Source organism: Arthrobacter sp. CC3 (assembly GCF_039907775.1).
Classification (GTDB): Bacteria; Actinomycetota; Actinomycetes; order Actinomycetales; family Micrococcaceae; genus Arthrobacter.
The window spans coordinates 16,624-34,645 of the sequence record NZ_JARCCY010000033.1 but is presented as its reverse complement, the minus strand read 5'-3'; the positions used below and the strand labels follow the sequence as shown (position 1 = coordinate 34,645).

Annotated in this window: 14 protein-coding genes; 9 read left to right on the top strand and 5 right to left on the bottom strand. The window is 66.8% G+C overall.

Annotation, left to right across the window (positions count from 1 at the left end):
• The first annotated feature begins 216 nt into the window (after positions 1-216).
• The 4 genes from PV761_RS17725 (at position 217) to PV761_RS17710 (ending at position 6,607) form a co-directional block, all read left to right on the top strand.
• Positions 217-2,436: a S9 family peptidase gene (locus PV761_RS17725; protein ID WP_347898739.1), complete on the top strand. Its 2,220-nt coding sequence runs from the start codon at positions 217-219 to the stop codon at positions 2,434-2,436.
• A gap of 258 nt (positions 2,437-2,694) precedes the next feature.
• Entirely contained in the window at positions 2,695-3,414 is a 720-nt protein-coding gene (locus PV761_RS17720) for a peptidoglycan-binding protein (protein ID WP_347898737.1), read from the top strand.
• A 35-nt stretch (positions 3,415-3,449) separates the two neighbouring features.
• Positions 3,450-5,900, top strand: a complete 2,451-nt coding sequence (locus PV761_RS17715) for a hypothetical protein (RefSeq protein ID WP_347898735.1) — start codon at positions 3,450-3,452, stop codon at positions 5,898-5,900.
• Positions 5,901-5,989: 89 nt separating this feature from the next.
• Positions 5,990-6,607 (top strand): dihydrofolate reductase family protein, encoded by a 618-nt coding sequence (locus tag PV761_RS17710; RefSeq protein WP_347898733.1) that lies wholly within the window; start codon positions 5,990-5,992, stop codon positions 6,605-6,607.
• Here PV761_RS17710 and PV761_RS17705 read toward each other — a convergent pair.
• Together PV761_RS17705 and PV761_RS17700 are read right to left on the bottom strand one after the other, a co-directional pair.
• Complete coding sequence (locus PV761_RS17705; protein WP_347898731.1) at positions 6,604-7,188, bottom strand: GNAT family protein; 585 nt, start codon at positions 7,186-7,188, stop codon at positions 6,604-6,606. The two genes, PV761_RS17710 and PV761_RS17705, sit on opposite strands and share 4 nt — an antisense overlap.
• A gap of 51 nt (positions 7,189-7,239) precedes the next feature.
• Positions 7,240-8,406 carry an acetate kinase gene (locus tag PV761_RS17700; RefSeq protein ID WP_347898729.1) on the bottom strand — a complete coding sequence of 389 codons (1,167 nt, stop codon included), beginning with the start codon at positions 8,404-8,406 and terminating at the stop codon, positions 7,240-7,242.
• A 123-nt stretch (positions 8,407-8,529) separates the two neighbouring features.
• On the opposite strand from PV761_RS17700, the gene PV761_RS17695 reads away from it, so the two are divergent.
• Entirely contained in the window at positions 8,530-8,766 is a 237-nt protein-coding gene (locus PV761_RS17695) for a hypothetical protein (protein ID WP_347898727.1), read from the top strand.
• On the opposite strand, the gene pta is transcribed toward PV761_RS17695, so the two are convergent.
• Both pta and PV761_RS17685 read right to left on the bottom strand, forming a co-directional pair.
• Positions 8,767-10,878 (bottom strand): phosphate acetyltransferase, encoded by a 2,112-nt coding sequence (pta, locus tag PV761_RS17690; RefSeq protein ID WP_347898725.1) that lies wholly within the window; start codon positions 10,876-10,878, stop codon positions 8,767-8,769.
• Positions 10,879-10,932: 54 nt separating this feature from the next.
• Positions 10,933-11,883 (bottom strand): helix-turn-helix transcriptional regulator, encoded by a 951-nt coding sequence (locus PV761_RS17685; protein WP_347898723.1) that lies wholly within the window; start codon positions 11,881-11,883, stop codon positions 10,933-10,935.
• 133 nt (positions 11,884-12,016) lie between these two features.
• On the opposite strand from PV761_RS17685, the gene PV761_RS17680 reads away from it, so the two are divergent.
• Positions 12,017-13,258: a multidrug effflux MFS transporter gene (locus PV761_RS17680; protein ID WP_347898721.1), complete on the top strand. Its 1,242-nt coding sequence runs from the start codon at positions 12,017-12,019 to the stop codon at positions 13,256-13,258.
• Between the two features lie 35 nt (positions 13,259-13,293).
• Here PV761_RS17680 and PV761_RS17675 read toward each other — a convergent pair whose 3' ends face one another.
• Positions 13,294-13,947, bottom strand: coding sequence for a PAS and ANTAR domain-containing protein (locus PV761_RS17675; RefSeq protein ID WP_347898719.1), 654 nt, complete (start codon positions 13,945-13,947; stop codon positions 13,294-13,296).
• Between the two features lie 342 nt (positions 13,948-14,289).
• Here PV761_RS17675 and PV761_RS17670 point away from each other — a divergent pair, with 342 nt between their 5' ends.
• The 3 genes from PV761_RS17670 (at position 14,290) to PV761_RS17660 (ending at position 17,762) form a co-directional block, all read left to right on the top strand.
• Positions 14,290-14,832 (top strand): hotdog fold thioesterase, encoded by a 543-nt coding sequence (locus PV761_RS17670; RefSeq protein ID WP_347898717.1) that lies wholly within the window; start codon positions 14,290-14,292, stop codon positions 14,830-14,832.
• Between the two features lie 16 nt (positions 14,833-14,848).
• Positions 14,849-16,183: a phenylacetate--CoA ligase PaaK gene (paaK, locus tag PV761_RS17665; RefSeq protein WP_347898715.1), complete on the top strand. Its 1,335-nt coding sequence runs from the start codon at positions 14,849-14,851 to the stop codon at positions 16,181-16,183.
• A gap of 226 nt (positions 16,184-16,409) precedes the next feature.
• Entirely contained in the window at positions 16,410-17,762 is a 1,353-nt protein-coding gene (locus PV761_RS17660) for an MFS transporter (RefSeq protein ID WP_347898713.1), read from the top strand.
• Positions 17,763-18,022 lie beyond the last annotated feature (260 nt).

Below are 18,022 nucleotides of genomic sequence, written 5' to 3'. Positions count from 1 at the left end.
GGACTGGCGGGAGTTCCCAGGGGGACCAGGTCCTCCGCCGACCGACTCCTAAAGACTATTTACCGCCAACATCCTGTGCGTGAGTGGCCACTACTTGTCTTTAAGTTGCAGAAGTGACGCGGTGTGCAGGGCGCTACGCACGGCGAAAGCGGACCACTCTATCCCCCGGTAGCGAACGCGGGTGCCCGCAGCGGAATAGCTTTATATATTGAGTCAATGACCCAGACTCCAGTGCAGCACCCTGCCGACCCCACCCCTGCGTCCGCCGCCCCCGTAGCCAGGAAGATCCCCACGGAACGGACCCACCACGGCGACACCTTCGTGGACAACTACGAATGGCTGCGGGCCAAGGACTCCGAAGACGTGGTGGAGCACCTGAAGGCAGAGAACGCCTACCAGGAAGCGGTCACCGCCCACCAGGAACCGCTCCGCGAGGCCATCTTCCAGGAAATCAAGGGCCGCACCCAGGAGACGGATCTGTCCGTCCCGAACCGCAAGGACGGCTGGTGGTATTACACCCGTTCCGTGGAGGGCAAGGAGTACGGCATCCAGTGCCGGGTCAAGGCCCTGAACACCGGGGACCCGGTGGCCGACTGGACGCCCCCGGCGGTGGAGGCCGGCGTCGAACTTCCCGGTGAAGAAGTCCTGCTGGACTGCAACGTGGAAGCCGAAGGCAAGCCGTTCTTCGCCGTGGGCGGCACCGCCGTGACCGTTGACGGCAACCTTTACGCCTACGCCGTGGACAACGCCGGCGACGAACGCTTCACGCTGCGCTTCAAGGACCTGCGCACCGGCGAGATGCTCCCTGACGTCATCGAGAACATCTTCTACGGCGTCTCCTTCTCCCCCGACGGCACGCGCCTGTTCTACACCGTGGTGGATGACGCCTGGCGCCCCTACCAGGTCAAGTCCCACGTGCTGGGCACACCCGTCACCGACGATGAGGTGATTTACCAGGAGGACGACGTCGCCATGTGGCTGGGCTTCGACCTCGCCTCCGACCGCCGTCACCTCGTGCTGAGCATCGGCTGCTCCGAGTACAGCGAGACGCGGCTGCTCCGCTTTGACGATTACGACGCCGGACTCAGCACCGTGATTTCCCGCGACGAACGGGTGCTCTACGAGGCCGAGCCGTTCGTCTTGGATGGTGCCGAGAAGATCCTGGTGACGCACAACCGCAATGCCATCAACTCCATGGTGTCGCTGGTGGACCCGGCCGAGCTCACCAAGCCGCTGGCCGAGCAGGAGTGGACCACCGTCGTCGAACATTCCGACCAGGTGCGCGTCAACGGCGCGGGCGTTACGTCCACGCACGTGATTGTGTCCGTCCGCAAGGACACCATCGAGCGCGTGCAGGTGCTGGCACTGGCCGGCCTGGGCACGCCCGAGCAGGGCGACCCGGTGGAGCCGGCGTTCGACGAGGAGCTGTACACCGCCGGTGTGGCGGGCTCCGACTACGAGGCGCCGGTGATCCGGATGGGCTACACGTCCTACTTCACGCCGTCCCGCGTGTACGACTTCGTGCTGCCGACTCCGGCTCAGCCGGCCGGTGAGCTGCTGCTCCGCAAGGAAAGTCCGGTGCTGGGCGGCTACTCCCCCTCCGACTATGTGGCCACCCGTGAATGGGCGACGGCGGCCGACGGCACCCAGGTTCCCCTGTCGGTGCTGCGGCACGCGTCGGTTTCCCGCGACTCCACCGCGGCCGGACTGGTGTACGGCTATGGCTCCTACGAGCTGAGCATGGACCCCGGCTTCGGCATCCCGCGGCTGTCGCTGCTGGACCGAGGGATTGTGTTCGTGATTGCGCACATCCGCGGCGGCGGCGAGCTGGGCCGCCACTGGTACGAGGACGGCAAGAAGCTCCACAAGAAGAACACGTTCACCGACTTCATCGCGGCCACCGATTGGCTGGCTGGTTCCGGGTGGGTTTCGCCGTCCCGGATCGCGGCAATGGGCGGTTCCGCCGGCGGGCTGCTGATGGGCGCCGTGGCCAACCTGGCACCGGAAAAGTACGCCGCGATTGTGGCCGCCGTGCCGTTCGTGGACGCGCTGACCACCATCCTCGATCCGGAGCTGCCGCTGTCCGCCCTCGAGTGGGAGGAATGGGGCAACCCGATCACGGACCCCGTGGTGTACGCATACATGAAGTCCTACACGCCGTACGAGAACGTGGGTGCCCTGCCTTATCCGAAGATCGCCGCCGTGACCTCCTTCAACGACACGCGTGTGCTTTACGTGGAGCCGGCCAAGTGGGTGCAGGCCCTGCGTGCTGTTTCCACCGGGTCTGAGCCGATCGTGATGAAGATCGAGATGGACGGTGGCCACGGCGGAGCCTCCGGCCGGTACGTCCAGTGGCGCGAACGTGCCTGGGACTACGCCTTCGTGGCCGACTCCGTGGGCGCAGTGGAACTGCTGCCGGGGGCCGGGCTGAAATAGCTCCATCGATTGCTCCGTGACGGCCCTTTTGGATCCCCTAAACGGCCGTTACGGAGCAGTCGATGGGCTGCGAGGCGGGTTAACCGCCGTCGGGGTGTTCGGCCAGTTTCCGGGATGTTGGGCATGGCGGATGCTCGGACGCCCGCGGTTGGCTACCAATAAATCATCATCATGCTTACTATTAACTGGCATTAGGCACATCGGTTTAGAAACTGCTCACTGGGGGCAGCAGAACCCGTGCCGGAACTGGAGTTATTCGTGAGCACTGAACAGGGCCTGACCCCGCTTACCGACGAAGAACTGATGGCACAGGGTGGCACCGCGCTTCCGGACAAGGAAGTAGCCTCCGTTCTGGACCTGAACGCCGACCTGGATCTGGGCATCAACGCCGCAGCACCCATCGACCTCGCCGTGGCAGCCAACGCCAACGTAGCCGCCCCGATCGACGCGGCAGCCTCCGCGAACATCCTCTCGTACGGTTCCGAGGCACAGGCTCTTGCGGACCAGGGAGTGATCATCGACCAGGGCATCACCGCTGACGCCACGGCTGACTCCACGCAGGACAGCACCATTGACCAGGCGCCTCAGACAACCGACGCGGACGCGACCGGCGGCGGTACGGCGGACGGAACCACGGATGGCGGAACCACGGGCGGAACCACCGACGGCGGCTTGCTGCCCGACGGCGGAACTTCCGACGTCGGTGCCTTGCCGGTTGATCCCTCCGCCGCCTTGGACGGGGACCTCCTGAACGTCAACGTGGACCTGGCTGCCGATGCGGACATCGCTGCTCCGATCAACGGCGCTGTTGCAGCCAACGCGAACGTGGCCGCCCCGATCGACGCGGCGGTGGCGGCCAACATCGGCTCCATCGACAGCGACGCGTTCGCCGTTGCCCAGCAGGACGCCATCATCAGCCAGCACATCGACGGCGAAGCCACGGCGTCCGCGGACCAGCAGTCCGATCTCCGCCAGTAGAGCCCGGAGACCCACGCCATCATGAGCACGCCCTCATGAGCACTGTGAACGGCGGGCCGTCCGGGCTGGACGGCCCGCCGTCTTCCTCCGCGCCCACCGCCGGTCTGCTGACGGACGAATCCGGGCCAGGTGCCCCCTCGCCCGACGTTCCCGTCCGCGCCGACGGCATTGAACTCATCGGCGAATCGAAAGGATCCGGCTACCGGGAGCCGCCGTCACTGGTCCGCCGTGCCGACGGGCAGGCCATCCAGCTCATGCGGCTGCTGTACCTGGTGCTGGACGCCATCGACGGCCACCGCAGCATCGACGAGGTCGCGGACCACACCAGCACCAGGTTCGGCAGGCTGGTCAGCCCGGACAACGTCCGCACGCTGATCAGCTCGCAGCTGCTGCCGCTGGGACTGCTCCGGCTGGCCGACGGTTCGCAGCCCGAGGTCAAGAAAGCCGATCCGCTCCTGGGCATGCGCTTCCGCTACACCGTGACCGATCCGGACCGCACACGGAAACTGACGGCCCCGTTTGCGGTGCTCTTCAACCCGCTCATCGTGATTGCCGTCTGCGCTGCCTTCCTTGCCGCCTGCTGGTGGGTGCTGATGGTCAAGGGACTCGGCTCGGCCACGCATGACGCTTTCGCCAACCCGGGCCTGGTGCTTCTGGTCCTGGCTGTGACCGTGCTGTCCGCCGGTTTCCACGAGTTTGGCCATGCTGCCGCCGCACGCCGCGGCGGCGCCACGCCGGGAGCCATGGGCGCGGGCCTTTATTTGATCTGGCCCGCGTTCTTCACTGACGTCACGGATTCCTATCGGCTGGGCCGCGGCGGCCGGATCCGCACGGACCTGGGCGGGCTGTATTTCAACGCGATCGTTGCCGTGGCCACCATGGGTGTCTGGTGGGCCACCGGCTTTGACGCGCTGCTGCTGGTGGTGGTCACCCAGATCCTGCAGATGGTCCGCCAACTGCTTCCCCTGGTCCGGTTCGACGGTTACCACATCCTGGCCGACGCCACCGGGGTGCCGGACCTCTTCCAGCGCATCAAGCCGACCCTGCTGGGGCTGCTGCCGTGGCGCCGGACGGACCCGGAAGCGCTGGTCCTCAAGCCCTGGGCGCGCGCCGTTGTGACCATATGGGTGCTGGTCACCGTCCCGCTGCTGCTGTTCAGCCTGGCAATGATGGTGGTCTCGCTGCCGCGGCTCCTGGGCACAGCATGGGCGAGCGTGCTGAAGCAGCAGTCCCAACTGGCCGAAAGTCTCACAGCCGGTGACATCGCGGGCGCCGCGGTGCGCGCCCTGGCTATCGCCGCCGTCGCGCTTCCCGTGGTGGGCATCTTCTACGTCCTGCTGCGACTGGTCCGCCAGCTGACAACAGGGCTGTGGCAGAAGACCCGCGGCAAGGCAGTCCAGCGCGGCGCCGCGATGGCCGCCGTCGCCGCCGTTGCCGCCGGCCTGGCCTGGGCGTGGTGGCCCGGAGCGGACACGTACCGGCCGGTCCAGCCGTACGAACGCGGCACCCTGGCAGATGTCACGACGGCGGTGTTCCCCACGGCGTCGTCCACGACCCTTCGGGAAGGGCACCCAGGCAAGACGGTCGCCCTGTGGCCTGCAGGTGCAGCCAAGCCCACCAGGGACCAGCCCCAGCTGAGTATGGTTCTGGTGCCCCGCGCCAACGCCGCGTCCACGGCCACCCCGGACGCCGGCAGCGGAGCTGCCGTGCCGCCGTCGTGGGTCTTCCCGTTCGACCGGCCTGCCGCCCCTGAAGAGGGCGACAACCAAGCTCTGGCGGTCAACACGCAGGACGGCTCGGTGGTGTACGACGTCGCCTTCGCGCTCGTCTGGGCCGAGGACGGCGAACCGGTGGACACCACCAACGAGGCCTACGCCTTTGCCAGCTGCACCGACTGCGCGGCTGTGGCTGTGGGTTTCCAGGTGGTGCTGATCGTGGGCCAGGCCGACGTGATCGTTCCGGAGAACCTGTCCGCCGCCGCGAACTACAACTGCGTCCGGTGCCTCACGTATGCGCTGGCCAACCAGCTGGTACTCACGTTGGATGGACCGCTCAGCGACGACGGCATGGCCCGGCTCAACGCGCTGTGGGCTGAGATCGCCGAGTTCGGGCGGAATCTGCACAACGTGCCGCTGTCCGAAATCCAGGGACGCCTCAACGCGTTCAAGGAACAAGTCATGGAGGTCGTCCGGAACGATCCCAGCGCCACCAAGGGCACCGCGACGTCCGCGACGCCAAGCTCCACGGCCACCCCGGTGCCCGGATCGTCCGAATCAACGCCCGGATCGAGCCAGACGCCCGTCCCCTCCGCCACCGGCGGGGCACCGGCGCCTTCGGGAACGACGACGACGACGACGGCACCGGTTCCGGCAGCGCCTGTCACCGGCGGCACCGTGACGGAGAGTCCGGCCGCCACCCCTGAGCCGACGCCAGCGCCAACGGAACCTGCCCTGACCACGCCTGCACCCACGTCGACCGGCGGTTGAGCCTGTCGAAACCAAAGATCTCGACAGGCTCGATTACGAAGTGGGTTAATCGAGGACCGGGCTGAACTGCTAAGGAGAGGTGACACGCAATGAGACTGACGCTGATGGAGTTCCTGACCTTGGACGGCGTGTCGCAGGGTCCCGGCTCCCCGGATGAGGACACAAGCGACGGCTTCACCCAGGGCGGGTGGTTCGTCCCGCACCTGGATGAGGAGTTTGTGCAACAGGCTGTGGACTGGCTGGGCCGGGCGGACGCTTTGCTGTTCGGCCGCCGCACCTACGACAACTTTTCGCGCGACTGGCCGCAAATGACGGACCCCGATAATCCGTTCTCCGAAAAGATGAATGGCCTGCCGAAGTACGTGGCTTCGCATAGCTTGACGCGGGGCTCCTGGGCACCGACGACCATCCTCTCCGGGGACGTGGCCGCGCAGGTCGCCGAATTGAAGCGGCAGCCCGGACGGGAGATGCAGATCCACGGGAGTGCCAGGCTGGCGCAGTCCCTGTTGGCCGCCGGACTGATCGACGAGCTGAGGCTGGTGATCGCCCCGGTGGTGGTTGGGAACGGTCGGCGGTTGTTTCCGGTGGGAGGCGCCCCGGCGGGCCTGCGCCTCGCCAGCAGCAGGACGACGCCGGGCGGCCTCGCCATTCTTGTCTATGAGCCGGCAGGGCTTCCGGAGTACGGCACGTACGGGGCCGGCGCTTAGTTCCGGACGGCTGGCTTGTCAGCTGCCGGCTTCCGGGCGGCCCATTCGTCGCGGAGCATGGCATAAACAACTTCCGTGGCCCAGACACCCTTGTACCGCCACTTGTCCACGTGCTTGCCTTCCAGGCGCATGCCCAGCCGCTCGCAGATCGATGCCGACGCCGTGTTCAGCGCGTCCAGTTTGGCGTCGATCCGGTGGAAGTCCAGGCCTTCGAACCCCAGCTTCAGCATCGCCTCCGCGGCTTCGGTGGCGTAGCCCTTGCCGCGAGCTCCCGGGGCCAGGCTCCATCCCACTTCCGCCTGGCCGAAGCCCGGCAGCCATTTCAGCACCACTTCGCCGATCAAACCCGGCGAGTCCGCCGCCTCGATGGCCAGCGCCACCCAGTCGCCCTCCTTCTTGAAGACGAAGTTGGCGTAGTTGCCCACCCGTTCCATGCACTGCGTGTAGGTCTTGGCTTCGCCCGGCAGGAACCGCGCGGTTGCGGGCAGCGAGTGGTAGGCGAAGAAGGCGTCGAGGTCGGCGGCCTCGAAGCGGCGCAGGACCAGGCGGTCGGTGCGGATGGGCAGTCTGATGTCCGGCATGGTTTGAGCGTACCCTCCGCGGCGGCGACCAAAAGTGAGGGAACGTCCCGACTAGGAAGCAGCCGATGAATGCACGACGGCGGCGGTCGCCTCCGCGATGGCGCGCTCCTCGTCGGTGGGAACCACCAGGACAGGGATCAGCGACGCGGAGGTGGAGATCACCCGCGGTTCCTTGGAGCGCTCACCGTTCAGCCCGGCGTCGAGCTCTATGCCCAGCGCCCCCAGCCTGTCCCCCACCAGCGTGCGGAACTGGTGCGAATTCTCGCCGATGCCGGCGGTGAACACCAGCGCCTTCGCCCCGCCCACGGCCACGTGGTACCCGCCGATGTACTTGGCCAGCCGGTAGGACGCGACAGCGAGCGCCGTGGCAGCGCGGGCATCGCCGGCTTCGGCGGCCTCCACCACGGAGCGCATGTCGTTGTTGCCGGCAAGACCCTTGAGCCCGGATTCACGGTTGAGCAGCGAGTCGAGGTCCTCCGTGGACCAGCCAGCCCGGCCCAGGAACACCAGGATGGACGGGTCCAGGTCGCCCGAGCGGGTGCCCATCACCAGGCCCTCCAGCGGGGTGAACCCCATGGAGGTGTCCACGGACTTCCCGCCGCGGATGGCCGTGACGGAGGCGCCGTTCCCCAGGTGGGCGATCACGCCGTCGAACTCTTCCACCGGAAGGTCCAGCAACGCCGCCGCCTGATGCGAGACGTACTCGTGCGAGGTGCCGTGGAAGCCGTAACGGCGGATTCCGTGGTTGGTGTAAAGCGAGTCCGGCACCGCGTAGCGCCACGCGTGTTCGGGCAGGGTCCGGTGGAAGGCGGTGTCGAACACGGCAACCTGCGGCATGTCCGGCCATTTCTTGGCGATGGCGCGGATGCCCAGCACGTTGGCCGGGTTGTGGAGCGGAGCCAGCGGGTTGAGCCGTTCGATGGCGCGGGTGATCTCGTTGTCGATCAGCACGGGCTCGCCGAAGCGCTCACCGCCGTGCACCACCCGGTGGCCGACGGCGTCCAGCTTCCGGTCACCCAGCACCTCGTGGATGGCGGCGTCCACCTGCTCGAGCGCCTCGGCATGATCGCGCGGGCCCTCGATCTCGCCGTCCCCTTCACCGCCGTTGCCCATGCCGATCTTTTCGATCAGCCCCTCGGTCAGGACGCTGTGGGATGCCACATCCCGCACCTGGTACTTGAGCGAGGACGAACCGGAGTTGATGACGAGGACGAGCACTGGGCCTCCTAAGCCGTAGCTGCTGCGGTGGTCGGTGGAAGTTCGATCGTAGCGCCATTGCATCGGGCGCGGCGGGCGCTTAGAGTCGGCGGACCAACTGGACTATGCACGGAGGGCTTTTCCATGAGTGACAGCACCACCCAGCCGACCGGCGGGGAGCCGGACGCCACCGCACCCGAGAGCGCCGGACCTGCGGGCACCGCGCCGGAGTCCAGGTCCAAGGCGAAGGACCCCACCGGCGTCGAGGGCGCGAACCCGGCCCTGGACGACACAGGCAACCTCAAAGCCGCCGAGGTGGGCGAGTCCCCCGAGCCGCCCGAAAACGTGGAGGACCTGGACCTCACGCCCGAAGACACCTAGCTACGCGTGCGCGGCGGCGGGTGCCGGCTCGGCGGCCGGCTCCACGGACTGCGCCTGCACGGCCGTGATGGCCACCGTGTTCACGATGTCCTCCACCGTGCACCCCCGGGAGAGGTCGTTCACCGGCTTGCGGAGCCCCTGCAGGACGGGCCCTACGGCGACCGCCCCCGAGGACTGCTGCACCGCTTTGTAAGTGTTGTTGCCGGTGTTGAGGTCCGGGAAGATGAACACGGTGGCCTGTCCGGCGACGGATGAGCCCGGCATCTTGGACTGTGCGATCGCAGCATCCACGGCGGCGTCGTACTGGATGGGGCCTTCGACGGCAAGGTCCGGGCGGCGGGCCTTCACCGCTTCGGTGGCCTGCCGGACCTTATCCACCGCCTCGCCCGTGCCGGAACCGCCGGTGGAGTAGGACAGCATGGCCACGCGCGGTTCGACGCCGAACTGCGTGGCGGTCTCCGCCGAGGCCAGCGCAATGTCCGCCAACTGCTCGGCGTTCGGGTCCGGGTTGACCGCGCAGTCGCCATACACCAGCACCCGGTCCGGCATCAGCATCAGGAACACCGAGGAGACGATCTTCACGCCGTCGCGGGTCTTCACGAACTCCAGTGCCGGGCGGATGGTGTGGGCGGTGGTGTGCGCGGCGCCGGACACCATGCCGTCCACTACGCCCAGCTGGACCATCATGGTGCCGAAGTAGCTGCCGTCCAGCATGACCTCCAGCGCCCGGGCCAGGTCCACACCCTTGTGCGCACGCAGCTCCGCGTACTTCTCGGCGAACTGCTGGCGCAGCTCGGACGTGGCAGGATCCACGATTTTCATGCCGGACAGGTCGATGCCCTGCGTGGACGCCAGCTCGCGGACATCCGACTCGTTGCCCAGGATGGTGAGGTCGCAGACGTCCCGCCGGTGCAGGATTTCCGCCGCACGCAGGATCCGCACGTCGTTCCCCTCGGGCAGCACGATGTGCCGGCGCTGCAGCCGGGCCCGCTCGATCAGGTCGTGCAGGAACCGCAGTGGCGTCATCCGCTCGAGCCGGGGCAGGTGCAGGCGCTCCACCAGCTCGGCCTCGTCCACACGCTTGGCCCACAGCCCGACGGCGGAGGCTACTTTGCGGCGGTGCCCGGACCAGATTTCACTGCGGACCTCGGACACTCGTTTGGCGGTGGTGTAGGTATCGTCCGGGCTGGCGAACACGGGGAACGGCGCCTGCGCCAGCAGCGAGTAGATGTTCGGATCCGGGGCCAGGCCGCCGGTGAGGATCAGCGCTGACGGCACCGGGAATTCCGGTGAGAACGATGACGCCAGGCACGCGACCATCACATCCGCACGGTCGCCCGGGACGATCACCAGCGCGCCGTCGTCGAGCACGTGCAGGAAGTTGGCCACGCTCATGGCCGCCACTTTGATGGAGTGCACGTCGCGTTCCATGTCCTGCCGGCCCGCCACCTGGCGGATCCCCAGGGCGGTGGCCACCTCGCCGGTGGTGGGCCGGGCGATGTCCTCCAGCTCCGGGAAAACGTACACGGGCCGGCCGGACGCGCCGGGCTTCACGGCCGCGACGATCCCGTCCACGTCCTCCGGATCGGCACGGTTCACCATGATGGCCAGCAGGCTGCAGCGTTCCGCCGCCAGCTCCTTCCGGGCGACCTCGACGGCGTCGGCCGCCTCCTCGACGGTGCGCCCCTTCGCGCCCACCACGGCCACGATGGAGGCGGCCAGGTTGTTGGCGAGGCGTGCGTTGAGGTCGAATTCGACGGCGGCATCCTGGCCGGTGAGGTCGGTGCCCTCCACGATCACCACGTCGCAGTGGCGGGACATGTCGGCGAAGATCTCCACGCAGCGGGCGTCGATCTCCGCCCGGTTTCCCTCCGCCAGCAGCGAGCGGACCTCGGCGAACGTCAGGCCGCCTCGGCAGCGGTCGTCGTCGAGGTCGAACCGGGATTTCATCAGGGCCACCATGGGGTCCGAGGCTGCGTCGGTGCCGTGGACCACGGGTTTGAAGAAGCCGATGCGGTCCGCGTGCCGGTGCAGCGTGTCCGCAAGCCCCAGCGCTATCAGCGACTTACCGGATCCCGGTGTGGTCGCGCTGACGTAAATCCCCTTGGCCATGATCCGCCCTTAGGTAGTGACGTGGTGATGCTCCGTCCCTCCATCCTTCCACGGTCACGACCGCTGGACATCCCTGCTGTGGGGTGCATGCCGGGGTGACTGCTGGACCGCCGCTCCGGGCTGCCCCTGGACGGGCCCGACGGCGAGTTCCCGGATGTTTTCGGTGGCAGCCCAGCTGGCCAGCAGCCGCAGCCGTTCATCCGACGGCGATCCCGGCACGGCCGGGTAGACGGTCAGCCTGAAGCCGGGGTCCTCGGCCAGGTCCATGGCCTCGTACGTGAGCTCGAGTTCACCCACCACCGGGTGGTGGAACACCTTGGTTCCGGCATAGTGGCGGCGGACGTTGTGGGCTGCCCAGCGGGTGCGGAACTCCTCGCTGCGGGTGGAGAGTTCCCCGACGAGGTCCGCCAGGCGTTTATCGAAGGGGTTCTGGCCGCTATAGGTGCGCAGAAGTGCCACGTTGGTGTTGGCGGCCAGTTCCCAGTTCGGGTAGAAGTCCCGGGCTCCGGGGTCAAGGAAGATGAACCTGGAGTGGTTGGCCGGCCGGGCGGGGCCGCGGTACATCTCCGAGTACAGGGCGTAGCCGAGCTGGTTGGCCGCCACAATGTCCATGTGCTGGTTGCCGATGAAGGCGGGCGCCGCCGTGATGGCGTCCAGCATGAACTGGAGGGGCGGGCGAACGCTCCCGCTCTGGAGGGGACGCTGCCTGTTCCGGCCGGACGCGCTGGAGGCCCTGGCAAGGTTGTACAGGTGGTCCCGTTCCGCTTCGTCCAGCTTCAGGGCCCTGGCGATGGCGTCAAGGACACTTTCGGACGTGCCGGCCAGGTTCCCGCGCTCGAGTTTCGTGTAATAGTCCACGCTGACCCCGGCGAGCATGGCGACCTCTTCGCGGCGCAAGCCGGGAACCCGGCGTCGTCCGCCAAAAAGCGTGAGTCCGGCCATTTCCGGAGAGATTTTTGCGCGCCTCGAGGCGAGGAACTCCCTCACCGCCATCCTGTTGTCCACCCGTTCACGCTACACCGGGACAGCCCCTTCCAGGGAGGTACTGCCAGACCCCGGATAAGGAGAGCCGTGGCTAGGAATGGCGCGGCCGGGTTGAATGGGAAACCAAGCCCACCACCACAGGAACGGAGCCAGCATGACCGCCATCGGCGCCCCTGCACACGCCACTGCACCCGGACCTGCTCCCGCACCCAAACAGGCCGTCGGCCGGCCGCTGGCGGTGGTACTCGGGCTGCTGACAATCTTCGGTCCGATTTCCATGGACCTCTATCTGCCGGTCCTTCCCGCCCTCACCGCCGAACTCCGCAGCACAACGTCCGTGGCGCAGCTGACCATCACCGCCTGCCTGCTCGGACTGGCCATCGGACAGGTGGTCGCCGGGCCCATGTCGGACCGCTTCGGCCGCCGGAAGCCGCTGATCATCGGAGTGATCGCCTACACGGTCACCTCGGTGCTGTGCGCACTCAGCCCTACGGTCGAAACCCTCATCCTCGCCCGGTTCGTCCAGGGCCTGGCCGGCGCTGTGGGCATTGTCATCGCACAGGCCGCCGGCCGGGACGTCTACTCGGGAGGGAAGCTGATCCGCTACTACGGCCGCCTCACCGTCCTCGGCGGACTGGCCGCCATCATCGGCCCCGTGATCGGCGGCCAGCTCGCGGCCGTCACGGACTGGCGCGGAGTGTTCCTGTTCCTCGCCGCAGTGGGCGTGGCCATCCTCGTCGCATCGCTGGTGATTTTCCGGGAGACCCTCCCGAAGGACAGGCGCATCACCGGCGGCCTCTCCCACACCCTCAACGACTTCCGCCGGCTCCTGGCGGACCGAATGTTCGTGGGCGCTGTCCTGATCACGGGCTTCACCTACTCCGCGATCTTCGCCTACCTGAGCGGGGCCACGTACATCCTCCAGGGCATGTACGGGCTCTCCCCGCAGGGCTACTCGTTCGCCTTCGGACTGAACTCGCTGGGCTTCGTGATCTTCGGGTTCATCTCCGGCCGGCTGGCTGAGCACTGGTCCGAACGGGGAACCCTCGCCCTGGGCCTGGCCATGGCCCTCGCCGGCGCCCTGGGGCTGCTGGCCACGGCGCTCCTGCACCTGCCCCTGATCGCCATCATCCTTTCCCTGTTCACCATGGTCAGCGGCGTCGCCGTGACCAGCCCGCCGGCCACCTCGCTCGCGCTCAAGGAATATCCCGACATCGCCGGCACAGCCTCCTCGCTCCTGGGCCTGGCCCGGTTTTCCTTCGGCGGCCTGGCGGCACCCCTGGTGGGCATCGGCGGAGCCAACGATCCGGTGCCTTTCGGCATCGTGGCGGCTGCCGCCGCAGCAGCGGCCGCACTCTGCCTGGGACTGGTCTGCCGTCGTCGAAACATCGGATAGCGGCGCGGTTCGGTTGGCGGAGCGGAGCGGGCGGGTCAGCGGAGCGGGCGGGTCAGGCTGAGCTGCTGGATGAAATGCCCCAGCGCGGTGACCTCCGCGGGACTGTCAGCAAGTGCCACGAGGCCGGAGGCCACGCCGGCGAGCTTGATGTTGCTGGTGTTGCTGTAGGTGGTCAGCAGTTTGAAGGCCTCGTCCGATCCGATGCCGAGCCGTCCCATGAGGATGCCCTCGGCTTTCGCGATGGTGCTCCGTGTGGCCATTGCGCCGCGGACGGCTTCGCGCGCGGCCAGTTCCGTCTCCCGTTGGATTGTTGACGTCAGGTCCAGCATGACGCCAGAGATACTGGACAGCTTGCCGGTGCCGTCCAGCGACGCCTCCCCCGCCGTCAGCACTTTTCGTTCGCGGGACGTGGCATCGATCAGGCGATGGTACATGGCCACATGACCGCCATGGGTGAACAGTTCGTTGCTGACCTCCTGGATTCGCGGCAGGTCAGCAGGATGCTTGTGCGCCATCGTCAGCTCCATCGTAGGAACGACGTCACCCCGGCGGTAGCCGTGGATGCTGTAAAGCTCATCAGACCACGTCATAACGCGGGATCTGGCATCAAAAACAAACGTCCCGGCCAGCAAGCGTGACGCCCCCAAAGCACTCGAGTACGTGCGTGCCTGCCCCAAAATTCCGCTCATGGCGTCCCCTGTCATGGGTCGGCTTCCCCCGCCTCCGATCGTACGCCGATCGCCGCCGATCCCTAAGGCTCAGCCCTCGCCAGCGGATAACTGATAATCCGTTCCAGATCGGGACCGGCGGGGCCATGTGCCCGCCTCATCGGCGGATTCTTTGCCTTTGTGGGCGGGATGTTTGTGTTCACGTCCTTGAACAGTTCCGAGATGTGGGGCAGTTAGCGGGACCGGGAAGCACCCGCAAGCACCCTCTCCCTGCGGCCGGAAACAGCAGCGGCTCTTGACAGCATGCCCCAAAATGGGATTACCTAATGAACATTCGGTAAATAAAGCTGGAGGCAATGACGCATGGCTGAAGCAACACTCTCCGGGGCCACCCACCCCATCCTTGAAAACGACTATGCCTCTGAATGGATGGGCATCGAAGTCCTCAAACTGGACGACGGTCACGCCACCATCCGCATGACCCTCCGGCAGGAAATGCTCAACGGCTTCGGCATGGCCCACGGCGGAATGATCTTCGCCTTCGGCGATACCGCCTTTGCCTTGGCCTGCAACCCGGCAAGCACGCCGGCCGGCACAGCGGGAGCAGACGGCGACACGATCACCGTGGCATCCGGCGTCGACATCAACTTCCTCAAGCCGGCCTTCACCGGCCAGGTGATCACCGCCGTCGCCAACCGACGCGCGCATGCCGGCCGCAGCGGACTTTACGACGTGCAGATTTACGCCGCGGACCCCCACACGGCCGTAGGCACCAACACAGGCACCAACACAGGCACCAACACAGGTACCGCCGCCGGCACCGCAGCCGACAGCGCCAACGATGAAACACCGGGCGAGCTCATCGCCGAGTTCCGCGGCCGCAGCCGCACCATCTCCAAGAAATAGAAACAGGGACCCCCAGATGACCCTCCACGCCACTGAACCAGCAGCTGCCGCCGACGCCGTGCTGGACCGCGAAGAAACGATATCCCGCGACGAGCTGGAGGCATTGCAGCTGAGCCGCCTCCAGCACACGGTCGCCTACGCCTACGACCGCGTTCCGCTGTACAAGCGCAAGTTCGACGAGGCCGGCGTCCACCCCACGGACCTCCGCGAGCTGGCCGACCTTGGCAAGTTCCCTTTCACCACCAAGGAAGACCTCCGGCTGGAGTACCCCTTCGGCATGTTCGCCGTGCCGCAGCACGAGGTGGCCCGCATCCACGCCAGCTCCGGCACCACCGGCCGCGCCACCGTGGTGGGCTACACCAAGAAAGACCTCGCCGACTGGGCCAAGCTGGTGGCACGTTCCCTCCGCGCTTCCGGCGTCCGCCCGGGCATGAAGGTCCACAACGCCTACGGCTACGGCCTGTTCACCGGCGGCATGGGCGCCCACGCCGGCGCCGAGGCACTGGGCTGCACGGTCATCCCCATCTCGGGCGGCCAGACCGAACGCCAGATCACCCTCATCCAGGACTTCAAGCCGGACGCAATCCTGGCCACGCCCACCTACCTGCTGACCATCGCCGACGCGATGATGAAGCAGGGCATCGACCCGGCCTCCACGTCCCTCAAGTACGCCGTGCTGGGTGCTGAGCCGTGGACCGAGGAAATGCGCCACGAGCTCGAAACCACCATGAACATCAAGGCCTGCGACATCTACGGCCTGTCCGAGGTCATGGGCCCCGGGGTGGCCGGCGAAGCCGTGGAGACCCAGGACGGCAGCCACATCTGGGAGGACCACTTCCGCCCAGAGATCATCGACGCGTTCGACCCCACGAAGGTCCTGGGCGACGGCGAACACGGCGAACTGGTGTTCACCTCGCTCACCAAGGAAGCGCTGCCCATCATCCGGTACCGCACCAAGGACCTCACGCGGCTGCTGCCCGGCACGGCCCGCCCCGCGCACCGCCGCATGGGCCGCATCACCGGCCGCAGCGACGACATGATCATCCTGCGCGGCGTGAACCTGTTCCCCTCGCAGATCGAGGAAATCGCGTTGCGCATCCCCGAGCTCAGCCCGCACTTCCAGCTGGAACTCACCCGGCCCGAGGGCCAGCGGATGGACCAGCTCACGGTGAAGATCGAACGCCGGGAATCCGTCTCGGCAGAGGTCGTGGCCTCGGCCGCCAAGGTCCTGCAGCAGCAGATCAAGATCCACGTCGGCTCATCCTGCACCGTCAACGTCGTCGAGCCCGGCTCACTGGAGCGCTCAAACGGCAAGCTCCGCCGGATCTACGACATGCGTCCGAAGGCATAGCGCGAACGTACACTTGCGGCCCCACCAGGCTGCAGCCACGAAGGGTCCGGATCATCCCGGACCCTTTTGGCGTGCCCGAAAAATCCACGATAGCCATGCGTTCTTTCTCAACTTGAGCCCATGTTGCCGCAACTTGGGCAATCGGTTGCCAAATGCAGCTTTCAACCCCTAGTCTGGAAACCGCGCCCACGCAGTGGTGGGTGCTTTCTCCAGAACAGGAACAGCAATGACGCATACTCCCTTGCCTACGGGAACCCCGCCACACGGCACCCTCCAGCCGGCCGCCGTCAACAAGACCGAGCTCCGCCGCGCCGGCTGGGCGGGGTTCATCGGTACCGTTCTGGAAAACTACGACATGGTTGTCTACGGCGTGGGCACGGCCATCATCTTCAACACGCTGTTCTTCCCCAACGTCTCCCCCGCGGTCGGCTTCATCGCCAGCTTCGGCGCGTACGCCGTCGGCTTCATTGCCCGGCCTATGGGCGGACTGTTCTTCTCCCGCTACGGCGACAAGATCGGCCGCAAGTTCGTGCTCGTGGCCACCCTGGCCCTGATGGGCACCGCAACGTTTGCCATGGGGCTGCTGCCCACCTACGAATCGGTGGGCATCCTGGCCCCGATCCTCCTGACCGTACTGCGGTTCATCCAGGGCTTCGGCGCCGGTGCGGAAATGGCCAGCGCGGTGGTGCTGCTGGCGGAGTTCGCACCCAAGGGCAAGCGCGGCGCGATGACTTCGCTGGTCTGGGCCGGCGCCGCCGTCGGCTCCGTCTTCGGTTCCGGCGCCTGGATCCTCGTGCAGCTTCTTCCGCGAGAAGACCTCGAATCCTGGGGCTGGCGCGTGGTGTTCCTTTCCAGCGCCCTCGTGACCGTGGCCGCGTACCTGATCCGGCGCAACATGAAGGAATCACCGGTCTTCGCCGAGCTCAAGAAGGAACACGTCGAAGCGGCCTCGCCGGTCTCGGAAGTGCTCAAGAAGGGCCGCCGCCCGCTCCGCCAGGTCTTCCTCATCAACATGGGCACGCACGCCCACTCGTACATCTACCAGGCGTTCCTGGGCACGTTCCTGATCTCCGTGGTCAACATCGACAAGGCACTCATCCCGCAGATGCTGGCCATGGGCGGCCTCTTCGCCATTCCCGCGGCACTGATCGCGGGACGCGCCACCGACCGCTGGGGCCGCAAGCCCGTGAACGTTTTCATCCTCGCTTTCCTCTTCCTGTTCTCCTTCCCGGCGTTCTGGCTCAGCAGCACGGGCAACGTCTGGCTGATCGCCCTCGTGTACGCTGTTGGCTTCACTTTCGCTGTCGAAGGCGGCATCGCGGCACAGTCGGCCATGTATGCCGAGCTGTTCGGTTCCAAGTACCGGTATGCCGGCGTGGCTATTGCCCGCGAGTTCTCGGCAATCTTTGGCGGCGGCATTGCGCCCATCATCTGCTCGGGGCTGCTCGCCTGGGCCACCGGCTCCTACTGGCCCATCGCCGCCTACATGATGATCATCGTCGGCATCTCTCTGTTCCAGGCAATCAAGGCCCCGGAGACAAAGGACCGCGACCTCACCTTGGAGGAGAACGCCAGCTAAGGCGGCGTCATGTTCGTGAGAGCGCGGCGCTCATAAAGCGCCCGACGTCGGACAGTCACCCACATGGGGAAGGTCCCCGGCTGCTGCAGCCGGGGACCGTCCTTTTACGGGAGGCATTCAGTGCACTACTGCCAACGCGCGACAGCGCTGTGACGTGCCGATGGCTAACCGCCAGCCGGGCAGCCCAACGTACCTGATCCCGTCCCGATCCTTGAAACTTTTGAGTCAGAACCGGCCCCCGCGCCGATAGTTCCTCTACA